Below are 13,538 nucleotides of genomic sequence, written 5' to 3'. Positions count from 1 at the left end.
AGCTCGAAACGGCGGCGGAGACTGGCGCGCACACCCGCGATGAACCCAAGTTCACTGCGCGCACAGGCTGTTCGGCACGCGACCACGAAGGACACCGGAATGACCATCACGCGCGACCTGTTCATCGGCGGCAAGGACACTCCGGCCGCCTCGGGCCGCACCGCCGACGACCTCAACCCCTACACCGGCGAGGTGTACGCCACCGTGGCGGCCGGTGGGCCCGAGGACGTGGCTCGCGCGGTGGCCGCGGCCGACGCGGCCTTCCCGGACTGGGCCGCGATGGCCCCGTTCGCGCGCCGGAAGATCTTCCTCACCGCGGCCGACCTGCTGGAGTCCCGCGCCGCGCAGGCCGCGGAGTTCATGCGCCACGAGGCGGGCGGCACCGCGCCCTGGGCCCACTTCAACGTGGCGCTGGCCGCCAACATCCTGCGCGAGGCCGCCGCCGCCATCACCGCGCCGCGCGGCGATGTGCTCAGCGCCCAGGAGGCCGGGGCGCTGGGCCTGGCCGTGCGGGAACCGATGGGTGTCGTCGCCGCCTTCGCCCCGTGGAACGCGCCGGTCATCCTCGGTGTCCGCTCGGTGGCGGCGCCGCTCGCGGCGGGCAACACCGTGGTCATGAAGCCGAGCGAGGACGCGCCGCTCGCCTGCGGGCTCTTCGTCGCCGACGTCCTGCGCGACGCCGGGCTGCCCGACGGGGTGCTCAACGTGGTCACCAACGCCCCCGAGGACGCCGCCGAGGTGGCCGAGGCCCTGATCGCCGACGAGCGGGTACGGATGGTGAACTTCACCGGATCCACCGGCGTCGGCCGCGTCATCGGCGCCCACGCCGCACGCCATCTCAAGCCCGCCATCCTGGAGTTGGGCGGCAAGAACGCCATCATCGTGCTGGACGACGCCGACGTCGACTACGCGGTGGACGCCGCCGCCTTCGGCGTGTTCATGAACTCCGGCCAGATCTGCATGTCCGGCGACCGCGTCCTCGTCCACGAAAGCCTCGCCGAGGAGTTCACCGCGAAGTTCACCGCCAAGGTCGCCGCGCTGCCCTGCGGCGACCCCGCCGATCCGACCACCGTGGTCGGCCCGCTGGTCCGCCCCGAGGCGGCGCAGCGGGTGGCGGCGCTCGTCAAGGACGCGGTGGCCAAGGGTGCGGCCGTGCTCACGGGCGGCACAGCCCCCGAGGGGTCCGTCCACCCGGCCACCGTGCTGAGCGGGGTCACCGAGGACATGGACCTCTACCACACCGAGGCCTTCGGCCCGGTGTGCGTGGTCGCCACCTTCACGGACGACGACCAGGCCATCGCCCTGGCCAACGCCACCGACCACGGGCTGACCTGCGGCATCATCACCGAGAACGGCACCCACGGGCTGCGGGTGGCGCGCCGTATCCGTACCGGCATCGTGCACATCAACGACCAGTCGGTGGCGGACGAGCCACAGGTTCCGTTCGGCGGCATCAAGCAGTCCGGGTACGGGCGCTTCGGCGGCCGCTGGGGCATCGAGGCGTTCTCCGACACCCGCTGGATCACCCTGGCCACCCAGCACGCCCACTACCCGTTCTAGGCGAGCTTGTCGGTCACGCCGTCTCCAGCCGCCCGACCAGATGGTCGAGGAAGGCGGAGACGGCGGCGGGCAGGGTGCGGCGGGCCATGGACTGGATCTGCACGCTGCGCCGTGACAGCTCGGGGTTGGACAGCGGCACCGCGGCCAGCCCGTCGGCCTCCAGCCTGCCCCGGTAGGTCAGATATCCGGCGAGCGTCACACCGCCGTTTTTGCGGACGAATCCGTCCAGCGCCCCGGAGTAATTGCTGATGAAGGCGGGCTCGAATTCCAGGCCTTCCGCGGCGACGCAGATATCGAAGAGCTGCCGGACCGTCGTGCCCTGTTCCATGAGCGCCAGCGGATAGGGCAGCAGATCGGCGAGCGCGATCTCGTCCCGATCCGCCAGCGGATGACCGGCGGGCATCAGGGCGTGGATCGGATGCGTTTGCGCGTATTCCACCCTGATGCCCTCCTCGGGGCCCAGCGAATACGTGAGGGCGAGATCGGCGGCCCCGTCCCGGACCTCCTGGGTGGCGCCCGACGGCGAGGTGACCCGGAGCCGGAACCGCACCCCGGGATGGCTTTCGCGGAACGTGACGACCGCCTCCGGCAGGACGTCCCGGCCGAAGCCCTCGGACCCGGCCAGCCGGATGGTGCTGCGGTAAGGACCGCCGAGTCCGCGCAGGTCGGCGACGATCTGCTCGGACTCCAGACGACTGCGCCGGGCGTACGCGGCGAGCAGCTCACCGGCCTCGCTGAGCACCATGCCGCGCGGCTGCCGCTCGAACAGCGGGACCCCGATGTCGTGCTCCAGCCGGGCGATCCGGCGGCTGATGGCGGAGGCCGCCACATGCAGCCGCGCCGACGCCTGGCTGATGGAACCGGTGTGCGCGACCTCCAGGAAACAGCGCAGCGAGGTCCCGGACAGGTGCATGCCGGGTGACCTTACCCGCCCGGCCGCGCACCGGCGAGGTCAGGGGCCGCCTTGCCGCGCGGGCAACGCTGCCTTCTCGGACCGACAATTGTGCCCCCGAAGCGGCCTCACTAGCCTTCTGTCGGCATACCGGTGTCCTGCCGGAATTCATTTCCCCGTCAGGTGAACCCCACCAAGTGAACCCCGCGACAGGAAGGCCCTCGGTGACGCGTTCAGCGGCAATTCAGCACGCCTGCGACTACTTCGACTCCGGTACGTTTCTCGCGGATGTGTCACGACGGGTCGCCCTCCCCACCGAAAGCGGCGATCCGGCGTCACTCCGCCCTTTGCGGACGTATCTCGAAGAGGAAATCGTCCCGGCCGTCGAACGACTGGGCGCCACCGCCCGCATCGTCGACAACCCGGCTCCCGGCCACGGCCCCTTCCTGGTGGCCGAACGCCACGAGGGCGAGGGCCTGCCGACCGTCCTCACCTACGGACACGCCGACGTCGTCCCCGCCGAGCCGGACCGGTGGCGCACCGGCCTCCACCCGTGGCGCCTGGTGGTGGAGGGCGAGCGCTGGTACGGCCGCGGCTCCGCCGACAACAAGGGCCAGCACACTGTCAACCTGGCGGCCCTGGAACACGTCCTGCGCGCCCGCGGCGGCCACCTGGGCTTCAACCTCAAGGTGCTCATCGAAACCGGCGAGGAAGTCGGCTCCCCGGGGCTGCGCGCCCTCTGCGCCGATCTGCGCGACGACCTCGCCGCCGATCTGCTGATCGCCTCCGACGGCCCCCGGGTCCATGCGGAGCGCCCGACGCTGTTCCTCGGCTCACGCGGCGGCGCCAACCTCACCCTGCGGGTGAACCTGCGCGAGGGCGCCCACCACTCCGGCAACTGGGGCGGGCTGCTGCGCAACCCCGCCACCGTCCTCGCGGGCGCGCTGGCCACCATCGTGGACGGCCGCGGCCGCATCCTGGTCCCCGCGCTGCTGCCGCCCGCCATCCCGGACGCCGTGCGGCGGGCGCTGGCCGACATCCCGGTCGGCGGTGGCGCCGAGGACCCGGCCATCGACGAGGGCTGGGGCGAGCCCGGGCTGACCCCGGCCGAGCGGCTCGTCGGCTGGAACACGTTCGAGGTGCTCTCGCTCGGCGCCGGAAACCCGGACGCCCCCGTGGGCGCCATCCCCGGGGCCGCCGTCGCCCACTGCCAGCTGCGGTTCGTGGTCGGCACCGACGTGGCCGACCTCGGCAAGGTCCTGCGCGACCACCTCGACCAGCACGGCTACCCCATGGTCGACGTCGAGGTGGGCCGAACCATGGCCGCCACCCGCACCGACCCCGACCACTCCTGGGTGCGCTGGGCCGCGGGCTCGGTGGAGCGCACCACCGGCGCCCCGCCCGCGATCCTGCCCAACCTCGGCGGCACCATCCCGAACGACGCGTTCGCCGACGAGCTGGGCCTGTGCACCGTATGGGTGCCGCACTCCTACCCCGCCTGCGCGCAGCACGCGCCCGACGAGCACCTGCTCGCGCCACTCGCCCGCGAAGCGCTCCAGATCATGGCAGGCCTGTTCTGGGACCTCGGGGACACGGACCGAGCCTGACACCACCCGGACCTGACACCACCGGACCCGACACCACCCGGACCCGACACCACCGGACCCGACACCGCGCACACCCTGGAGCCCGCCTTGGAAGCGACGAACCCCGGCACCACCGCAGCCTCCGAGGCGACACCTCCCACTGGCCCCGCCGGTCCCGACACCCCGTTCCGGCCGCATCGCGTCATCATCGCCGCGTCGGTCGGCAACGCGCTCGAATGGTTCGACGTCGCGATCTACGGATTCTTCGCCGCCACCATCGCCAAGCTGTTCTTCCCGTCCACGGACGACACCGTCTCGCTGCTGCTGGCATTCGGCACCTTCGGCATCTCGTACCTGGTACGCCCGCTCGGCGCCGTCGTCCTCGGCCGGTACGCGGACCGGGTCGGCCGCAAGGCCGCGCTGATGCTGTCGATCAAGCTGATGATGCTCGGCACCCTGCTCATCGCGGTCATGCCCACGTACGCGACCATCGGCCTGACCGCACCGCTCGGCATCCTGCTCGCCAGGCTCATCCAGGGCTTCTCGGCGGGCGGCGAATTCGGCAGCGCCACCGCGTTCCTGGTCGAGCACGCGCCCCGGATGCGCGGCTTCATGTCCAGCTGGCAGTTCGCCAGCCAGGGCGTCAGCACCCTGCTCGCCGCCACCTTCGGCACCGTGCTCACCAGCACCCTTGAGCCAGGGCAGCTGGAGTCCTGGGGCTGGCGGGTGCCGTTCTTCTTCGGCCTGCTCATCGGGCCCGTCGGCTACTTCATCCGGCGCTACGTGGACGAAGCCCCCGCCCCCGCCGAGGACACCGGGACCGGAAACGACCCGGTGACGGAGGTGCTGCGCCACCACAAGGGGCGGGTCCTGCTGGCCATCGCCGCCCTCGCCGTCTCCACCGCGATCACCTACCTGATCACCTACATGCCGGTCTTCGCCGTCAAGGAACTCGACCTGCCCGCCTCCACCGGATTCGCCGCCACCATGGTCACCGGCGCCGTCCTCACCGTCGTGACACCCCTGGTCGGCCACCTCTCCGACAAGACCGGCCGGATCCGCGTCATGGCCACCTCCGCCGTGCTGATCCTGCTGCTGATCCGTCCCGTGTTCGCCTTCCTGGTGGCACACCCCGGATTCGGCGTGATGCTCACCGTGATGTTCCTGATCGGCCTGCTGAAGGCCGGATACTTCGGGGCGCTGCCCGCGCTGCTGTCCGACCTGTTTCCCCGCTCCAGCCGCGCCACCGGGATGTCGATCAGTTACAACCTCGGTGTGATGCTCTTCGGCGGAACCACCCCCGTAGTGATCGTCTGGCTCGTCGATGTCACCGGCGACAAGCTCGCCGTCACCTGGTATTTGACCGCTCTCGCGGCCCTCAGCCTGGCCGCCGTGGCCATCGCCCGCCGCCGCCTCGGCATCCGGTGACCGAGGGACGTGTGACGAAACGGGGGTGGCGCGGGAGGCCGGGAGAGGCGTAAGTAGTAGATGTGGATATTCGGCAGGGTCCCCCGGAACTCGGCCGGCCAGGGCAGACGGGCAGACGTGCCCTGGTCGCGATCCCCCTGGCACTCATCGTCCTGATCGTGCTGGGCGACGTGTTCGGCCCCGCGAGCGTCCGGCTCAGCCCGTTGCTGATCGCCGCGCCCGCCATGACCGCGTCCTTCGCCGGACCGCTGCTCACCGGCAGTATCGGCCTGGTGGCGGTGGGCGCCCAGATCGGCATCAACGCCGGGCAGGACCGGCTGACCGCGCCCAACCGGATGGCCGAACTCTTCACCCTGATCCTCGTCTCCGCCCTCATCGTGCTCTTCCGCACCGTGCTCGACCGCCACGCCCGCGAGCTGAGCCGGGTCCGGGCGGTGGCCGACGTGGCGCAGAAGGTCCTGCTGCGCCCGCTGCCCGACCGCGTCGGACCGTTGCGCATCGCCTCCGTGTACCTGGCCGCGGAGCCGGGCGCGGAGATAGGCGGCGACCTGTACGCGGCGGCCCGCACCTCGTACGGCACCCGCCTGATCATCGGCGATGTGCGCGGCAGCGGGCTCACCGCCGTCGCGGACGCCTCCCTGGTGCTCGGCGCCTTCCGTGCCATCGCCCACTGGCCCGTACCGCTGCCCGAACTCGTCTCACACCTGGACGCCGCCCTGTCCGCGGAGCGCACCGAACCCACCGACCGGGCGCCCGGGGCAGGGGAGTCGTTCGTCACCGCCGCCGTCCTGGAGATCCCCGACGACCAGCCGGTGGTACGGATGGTCAACTGCGGACACCCGCCGCCGTTCCTGCTGCGCGACGCCACCGTCAAGGCCCTCGAAGGCCGCGCCCCCGCCCTGCCGCTGGGCCTCGGCCACCTGGCGGCCGGCCGCTACCGGGTCGAGGACTACCCGTTCGAACCGGGCGATCTGCTGCTCCTGTACACCGACGGTGTGATCGAGGCACGCGACGCCGACGGCACCTTCTACCCGCTCACAGAACGGCTCCAGACCTGGGACGGCGACGGCCCCCGGGGGTTCGTGGACCACCTGCGGCGCGACCTGCTCGCCCACATCGGAGGCCACCAGGGCGACGACGCGGCCCTGGTCGTCCTCGAACGCCGCCACCCGGAAAGCTGAGCATCGCGCGAACCACCGCTAAAGTAGTGATATGGGCAGCGGGAACGATGGCCCTGACGACTTCGGGCCAGACCCACTCGGCGACTTCCTCGCACGTTTCCTCGGAACCGGGCCCGGCGGGCAGCGGTCCGACCGCCATGTCGACTTCGGCCGGCTCATGAGCGAGACCGCACGCCACCTCGTCTCCTCCGCCGCGTCGTACGCCGCCGAACACGGCAGCACCGACCTCGACACCGAACACCTCCTGCGGGCGGCGCTCAGCGCCGAACCGACCCGGACCATGGTTTCCCGCGCCGGGGCCGACCCCGACCGGCTCGCCGCCGAGATCGACCGGCAGGCGGGGGACGGCCCGCCACGCGGCTCGGTCGCCGTCACCCCCGCCGTCAAGCGGGCGCTGCTCGACGCCCACGAGATCGCCCGGGCCCGTGGCTCCTCGTACATCGGCCCCGAACACGTACTGATCGCCCTCGCCGCCAACCGGGACTCCACCGCCGGGCAGATCCTCCACGCCGCCCACTTCGAACCCCGCAGCGGGCCCCCGGCGGGCCGTCCCGCCCCGGTCCCCGGCGCCGACCAGCGGCCGGTGGCTGACCGCCGTGGCACCCCGACCCTCGACCGGTACGGCCGCGATCTGACCGACCTGGCCCGGGAGGGCCGCGTCGACCCGGTGATCGGCCGCGACGAGGAGATCGAGCAGAGCATCGAGATCCTGGCCCGGCGCGGCAAGAACAACCCCGTCCTGCTCGGCGAGGCGGGCGTCGGCAAGACCGCCGTCGTCGAAGGGCTGGCCCAGCGCATCGCCGACGCCGACGTGCCGGACATCCTCCTCGGCCGCCGCGTCATCCAGCTCGACTTCGCGGGCGTCGTGGCCGGGACCCGCTACCGAGGCGACTTCGAACAGCGCCTCACCGCCATCATCGACGAGATCCGCGCCCACTCCGACGAACTCATCGTCTTCATCGACGAACTGCACACCGTCGTCGGCGCGGGCGGCGGCTCCGAGGGCGGCACCATGGACGCCGGAAACCTGCTCAAGCCCGCCCTCGCCCGTGGTGAGCTGCACGTCATCGGCGCCAGCACACTCCAGGAGTACCGCCAGTACATCGAGAAGGACGCGGCCCTCGCCCGCCGCTTCCAGCCCATCATGGTCCCCGAACCCACCCCCACGGCCGCCGTCTCCATCCTGCACGGACTCCGCGACCGCCACGAGGCACACCACCAGGTCCGCTACACCGACGAAGCGCTGTTCGCGGCCGTCGAACTCGCCGACCGCTACCTCACCGACCGCTTCCTCCCGGACAAGGCCATCGACCTGATGGACCAGGCCGGGGCCCGGGTACGGCTGCGCTCCAGCGCCCGTGGCACCGATCTGCGCGCCCTGGAGCGCGAGGTCGAACAGCTGACCCGCGACAAGGACCAGGCCGTCGCCGCCGAGCAGTACGAGCGCGCCACCTCGCTGCGCGACCGCATCGCCGAACTCGGCGCCCGTATCACCGAGGGATCCGGCGCCCAGTTCCACGGCTCCCGGGTCTCCGAGGTCACCGTCGAGGACATCGCCGACATCGTCTCCCGGCAGACCGGCATCCCCGTCAGCAGCCTCACCCAGGAGGAGCGCGAGCGGCTGCTCGGCCTGGAAGAACACCTCCACAAGCGGGTCATCGGCCAGGAGGAGGCCGTCGCCGCCGTCTCCGACGCCGTACTGCGCTCCCGGGCCGGACTGTCCGACCCCCACCGCCCCAGCGGCAGCTTCCTCTTCCTCGGCCCCACCGGCGTCGGCAAGACCGAACTCGCCCGCGCCCTGGCCGAGGCGCTCTTCGGCAGCGAGGACCGGATGGTCCGGCTCGACATGAGCGAATACCAGGAGAAGCACACCGTCAGCCGCCTCGTCGGCGCGCCACCCGGATACGTCGGCCACGAGGAGGCCGGACAGCTGACCGAGGCGGTGCGCAGACAGCCGTACGCGCTGCTGCTCATGGACGAGGTGGAAAAGGCCCACGCGGACGTGTTCAACATCCTGCTCCAGGTGCTCGACGACGGCAGGCTGACCGACGCCCAGGGCCGCACCATCGACTTCAAGAACACCGTCATCGTCATGACCAGCAACCTCGGCTCCGAGGCCATCACCGGGCGCGGCGCCGTCCTCGGCTTCGGCGGTGGCGACGCCGAGACCGACGAGGCCGGCCGCCGCGAGCGGGTGCTGCGCCCGCTGCGGGAACACTTCCGGCCCGAGTTCTTGAACCGCATCGACGAGATCGTGATCTTCCGCAGGCTCGCCGACGAACAGCTGCGCCAGATCACCGATGTGCTGCTGGAGGAGACCCGCCGCCGGATGCGCGCCCAGGACATCCCCCTCGACTTCACCCCCGCCGCGGTCGACTGGCTGGCCCGCCACGGCCATCAGCCGGAGTACGGCGCCCGCCCGCTGCGCCGTACGATCCAGCGTGAGGTCGACAACCCGCTCTCCCGGATGCTGCTCGGCGGCGAACTGCGGCCGCACAGCCCGGTCGAAGTCGACGTGGAGAACGACGCGTTGGCGTTCCACATCGAGCAGGAGCCCGCGGCCACGTGACCGTCAGGTGGTCCTGAGCGTCAGCGCCCCATGGTGAGGCCGTCCTTCCGCGCGCCCCGGCTGAGGACCGCTTCCCGGATGGTGGACAGGGCGTGGGTGTAGTGGCTGTTTCCGGGGCTCTTCTGCAGCGCCCGGGGGAGGTTGACCACGGAGATCGGGTCGTTGTCCACGGCGTGCGGAACGAACTCCGCCTTCGCCACTTCCCATTGCTTGCCCTCGGCGGTGGGCGGGGTGAACGTGAAGCGGGCCGCCGAGCCCATCTGCCCGCGCTCGTCCGGCATGATGCCCGCGACCTGGTCACCCATGCCGTAGACCACCCAGGTGCCGTTGACCTTCTCGTACGCCTGGGGCACATGGGCGTGGGTGCCGATGATGAGGTCGATGTCGCGGCGGCCGTGGCTCCGGGACGCGGTGAGCTTCTTGGCCAGGGACAGCTGGAGCTTGTCCGGTGCCTGCTGCCACTCGGTGCCCCAGTGTGTGGACACCACGACCACATCCGCCCCGGCACGGCGGGCGGCCCGGGCGTCCTTGATGATGCGCTCGGCGTCGATGAGGTTGACGAGCCAGGGCTTCCCCTCGGGCACCGGGATGCCATTGGTGCCGTACGCGTAGGCGAGCTGGGCCACCTTGGCGCCACCGGCGTCCATGAGGGCCGGGGTGGTGCTCTCCCGGGCGGACCGGCCCGATCCGGTGTGCTGGACACCGGCCTTGTCCAGGGCGTCGAGGGTGCGGGTCACGCCGTCCGTCCCGGCGTCCAGTGTGTGGTTGGAGGCCGTGGAGCAGGAGTCGTAACCGAGCTTCCTGATCGCGTCGGCGATCTGGGGCGGGGTCTTGAACGTCGGGTATCCGGTGAACGGTCCGCCGGACGCGCCGTACACGGTCTCCATGTGGCAGATCGCCAGATCGGCCCGGGCGACCACGGGCGCCGCACCGACCAGCATGCGATGGAAGTCGTAGCCCTCACCGCCCGAGTCCGCGCGGGCCTGGCGGATGACGGAGGCGTGGGCGAGGAGATCACCGGTGGCCACCAGGGTGAACTTCTTCTGCGGCTCGGCGCGTGCCGCACCCGCTGTCTCGGAGGGCTTCTGCTCGGCGTGGCCGGTGGTGGCGGGGCCGTCACCACTGCCGCATGCGGTGGCGGCGGCGGTGGCGAGCAGGATGGCCGCGAATATCGCCGTTCGGTGACGTCGGGGAGGGAACACGTTGCACTCCGCACTCACGAGGGGCAAATGGGTGGATTGTCGTATTTATATGCACGACAAAAGATCACCCAGCGGAGCGGTGCCGAGCTTCACCGGAACGGCAGACCGGAAGCACCCGATGAGCCCTCTCGAACCCTTGCGGTACGGACATGAGATCGACGTGACATCGCGGGGCGGGCGCACTCGTCGGGGAGGCGTCCGCGGTGGGACGATGGGTCCCCGCGCGGCGGAGCGCGTCCCGTGCGCGCCGCGGCGGAACCCTGGGGAGGGACGCTCCATGCAGGTCGGCGAACCCAGCATCACCGCCCGCGCCGCCGCCGCGTTCCGCGCGGCACACCAGCGGCTGGAGGGCGGCAGAGTGTTCAGCGATCCGCTGGCCCTGCGCATCCTCGGCCCGGACGCCGACAATCCGGTCCTCGCGGCGGCGTTCGACCCCGGGCGGGAGGCGATCCGGCTGGGCGTGGCCGCCCGGGCGCGCTTCGCCGAGGACGCGGTGGCGGCCGCGGTCGGACGCGGCGTACGACAGGTGGTGATGCTGGGAGCCGGGCTGGACACCTACGGCTGCCGCGCACCCCAACAGGCCGCAGGATTACGGGTGTTCGAGGTGGACCACCCCGCCACCCAGGAGTGGAAGCGCGACCGGCTGGCCGCCGCCGGGATCGCCATACCGCCCTCGCTGACCTTCGCCCCGGTCGACTTCGAACGCCAGGGCCTGGCCGACGGCCTGGCGGCGGCGGGGTTCGACCCGGGCCGCCCGGCGTTCGTCAGCTGGCTCGGTGTCGTCCCGTATCTGACCCGGGCGGCGGTGCTCGACACCCTCGGCTTCGTCGCGGCCCTGCCCGGCGGCTCCGGAGTGGTGTTCGACTACGGGGAGCCGCCGAGCGCGCTGCCACCGGAGCAGCGCGCCATCCACGAGGCCCGCGCCGCCTGGGCCGCTGAGGCGGGTGAGCCCTTTCTCAGCCACTTCACGCCCGGTGAGATCGCCACCCTGGCGGGCGGCCTGGGGCTGGCCGTCGCGGAGGACATCCGCTACGGCGAGCTGGCCGCCCGGTACGGGGGTGGCGCGGGGGATCCGTCAGCGGGGGTGGGCGCGCATCTCATCCACGCCGTGCGGCCATCGGCACGGTGACCCGGCTGGCGGCCAGATCGACGGTCACCTTCGCCCCGGTGGGGTCCTCGAAGTAGAGGAAGTCGGCGTCGGTGCCCGCGAGGACGAGGCCGAGCCGGTGGCCGGGCTTGACCTGGTAGTCGCCTGGCAGGGTCTGCCAGGCGACGCGGTAGGACGCACCCGGGGTCAGTGGCTCTGGTGTGGTCAGCGAGTGGCGGTTCTGCGCGTCCATCCAGCCACGGGCGATCACCTCGGAGGGGGCGCGCACCGTCACATTGGCCGTCTTCTTGTAGCACGCGTCGTCCGCTTCGGTGCTCTCACCGTGGCAGGACTCCTCGGTGAGCCCGCGCAGTCCGTCGTGGATACCGTTCAGGGGATCGTTGCGCGCCCAGTCGATCCGTTCGTCCTCGCCGTAGTCGACCAGCAGCGCGGTGAGGTTCGACGTCGGCTTGTCGAGCGTGACCTTCAGATCCACGGTGGGGGTGCCCGAGATCCGTGTGCCGGGGCGCAGCGGCTCGGTGAGGAACGCGAGCCGGCCGGGCCGGGCGGTGGCCGGGTCGGCGGTGAGGTCCGCCTCGCTCAGCTTGAGATCGGTGAAGGTCCCGGTGCCGGTGGCGGGACGGAGCGCCAGCGAGCCGTCGGCCACCGGGTGCAGGGAGGCCGGGGAGGTGCGGGCGGGCCAGTCGGCCTGGGTGGTCCAGGTGTCCGGACCGGTCTGCAGGTCGACCCGGGGCTCGGTCATGATGCCGTTGCGGATGCCGTGCAGCCAGTGGTCGAACCAGCGGTGCACGGTGTCGACCCAGCGGGCGCGCCGCCCGGGCCAGTCGAACGGGTCGGTGTGGCCGTAGCGTCCGAGCCACAGCTTGCGCGGTACGTCGCGCTCGGCCAGCGGGGCCCACCAGTCGGCGAATTGGTCGATCCGCACGTTGGGGTCGCTGAGGTCGTGGACGGCGAAGACGCTGGCCCGCACCTTGTTCACCTGGGGAGCCGGTGGCGCGAGGTAGTCGCGCTCCTTCCAGTGGGCGTTGTAGTTGCCGGTGGCGTCGTCCTCGCCCGCGCCCAGTGCGTCGCGCACCGCCTGGCATGTGGCGGGCGGGTCGGAGTCCAGCGAACCGGCCAGCCAGGGGCCGAACCCATTCCAGTGCTTGGCGCCGTTCGTCCGGGCGAACTCGTACCACGAGCTGATCCCGGAGATCGGGACGATCGTCTCCAGCCCCTTCACCCCGGTGCCCGCCACGGCGTTCGCCAGGGTCCCCTCATAGGAGTGGCCGATCATTCCGGTCTTGCCGCTCGACCACGTGGCCTTCGCCTCGCTGCCATCGGCCCGGTAGGCGGTGGCCCGGCCGTTCAGCCAGTCGATCGCCGAGGTGGCGGCGGCGACATCGGCCTCGCCGCCGATGGTCGGGCAGCCGTCGGATCTCCCGGTGCCGGTCACGTCGACGTCGACGACGGCGTAGCCGCGGGGCACGAAGTAGTTGTCGTAGAAGAGAGGGAACGTGGCCGGGGCGCCAGCGGCGTCGTAGGCCTTCTTCTCCGCCTCGAAGCCCCGGCCGACGGTGTCGTTGTACGGGCTGGCCAGCATGATGGCCGGGACCTTGAGACCCTGCTCGGTCTCCCGGGGCCGGATGATGTCCACGGCCACACGGTCCTTGGCGCCGTCGCCGTCGCTGTCGACGGGGGTCTGGACCATGACGTGTTCCCGGATGGCGTCCTGGTAGGAGAACACCGGCTGGGTACGGCCATCGGACACGGTGACCGAGGGCGTGGCGGAGGGGCGGGCCGCGGCGGGCCCGGTGGCGATGGCGGCGAGGGATGTCGATATGGCTACCGCGGCGACCGCGGCCCCTCGCCATCGTGGTATGAGCACGCGGTCCTCCTGATCGCATGGGGCCCGTTCCGACGAAGGGGGGTGCCGGACCGATGCCGCCGCGCTCGTCGCCACCGTCGCCGTGGGCTGGTGCTGTGCGGGGCGGGAACGCGGACGGGTCTTCGTCACCGCGTTCGCCGTCGGC

General features: G+C 71.7%; 9 protein-coding genes. 6 read left to right on the top strand and 3 right to left on the bottom strand.

Annotated elements, in window-relative coordinates; genetic code table 11:
- The first annotated feature begins 99 nt into the window (after positions 1 to 99).
- A complete protein-coding gene (locus tag ACWC5C_RS40270; protein ID WP_450884035.1) occupies positions 100 to 1,560 on the top strand; it encodes an aldehyde dehydrogenase family protein in 1,461 nt (486 codons plus the stop codon).
- Between the two features lie 13 nt (positions 1,561 to 1,573).
- Here the strand turns inward: ACWC5C_RS40270 and ACWC5C_RS40265 are convergent, their stop codons facing one another.
- Positions 1,574 to 2,473: a LysR family transcriptional regulator gene (locus ACWC5C_RS40265; protein WP_450884033.1), complete on the bottom strand. Its 900-nt coding sequence runs from the start codon at positions 2,471 to 2,473 to the stop codon at positions 1,574 to 1,576.
- 203 nt (positions 2,474 to 2,676) lie between these two features.
- Between ACWC5C_RS40265 and ACWC5C_RS40260 the strand changes: the two genes are divergently transcribed.
- The 4 genes from ACWC5C_RS40260 (at position 2,677) to ACWC5C_RS40245 (ending at position 9,216) form a co-directional block, all read left to right on the top strand.
- Complete coding sequence (locus ACWC5C_RS40260) at positions 2,677 to 4,059, top strand: M20 family metallopeptidase (RefSeq protein WP_450884031.1); 1,383 nt, start codon at positions 2,677 to 2,679, stop codon at positions 4,057 to 4,059.
- Between the two features lie 87 nt (positions 4,060 to 4,146).
- A complete protein-coding gene (locus tag ACWC5C_RS40255; protein ID WP_450884029.1) occupies positions 4,147 to 5,466 on the top strand; it encodes an MFS transporter in 1,320 nt (439 codons plus the stop codon).
- Positions 5,467 to 5,528: 62 nt separating this feature from the next.
- Positions 5,529 to 6,647, top strand: a complete 1,119-nt coding sequence (locus ACWC5C_RS40250; RefSeq protein WP_450884027.1) for a PP2C family protein-serine/threonine phosphatase — start codon at positions 5,529 to 5,531, stop codon at positions 6,645 to 6,647.
- A 31-nt stretch (positions 6,648 to 6,678) separates the two neighbouring features.
- Positions 6,679 to 9,216 carry an ATP-dependent Clp protease ATP-binding subunit gene (locus tag ACWC5C_RS40245; RefSeq protein WP_450884025.1) on the top strand — a complete coding sequence of 846 codons (2,538 nt, stop codon included), beginning with the start codon at positions 6,679 to 6,681 and terminating at the stop codon, positions 9,214 to 9,216.
- A 20-nt stretch (positions 9,217 to 9,236) separates the two neighbouring features.
- On the opposite strand, the gene ACWC5C_RS40240 is transcribed toward ACWC5C_RS40245, so the two are convergent.
- Positions 9,237 to 10,418, bottom strand: a complete 1,182-nt coding sequence (locus ACWC5C_RS40240) for a CapA family protein (RefSeq protein WP_450884023.1) — start codon at positions 10,416 to 10,418, stop codon at positions 9,237 to 9,239.
- 277 nt (positions 10,419 to 10,695) lie between these two features.
- Here ACWC5C_RS40240 and ACWC5C_RS40235 point away from each other — a divergent pair, with 277 nt between their 5' ends.
- Entirely contained in the window at positions 10,696 to 11,547 is an 852-nt protein-coding gene (locus ACWC5C_RS40235) for a class I SAM-dependent methyltransferase (protein WP_450884021.1), read from the top strand.
- Here the strand turns inward: ACWC5C_RS40235 and ACWC5C_RS40230 are convergent.
- The gene (locus ACWC5C_RS40230; RefSeq protein ID WP_450884019.1) at positions 11,516 to 13,393 is read right to left on the bottom strand and encodes a Xaa-Pro dipeptidyl-peptidase; all 1,878 of its coding nucleotides are present in this window, start codon (positions 13,391 to 13,393) and stop codon (positions 11,516 to 11,518) included. The genes ACWC5C_RS40235 and ACWC5C_RS40230 overlap by 32 nt on opposite strands.
- Positions 13,394 to 13,538: the final 145 nt, after the last annotated feature.

The organism is Streptomyces sp. NPDC001700, assembly GCF_053596435.1.
This window is presented reverse-complemented; position numbering and strand designations above follow the sequence as displayed.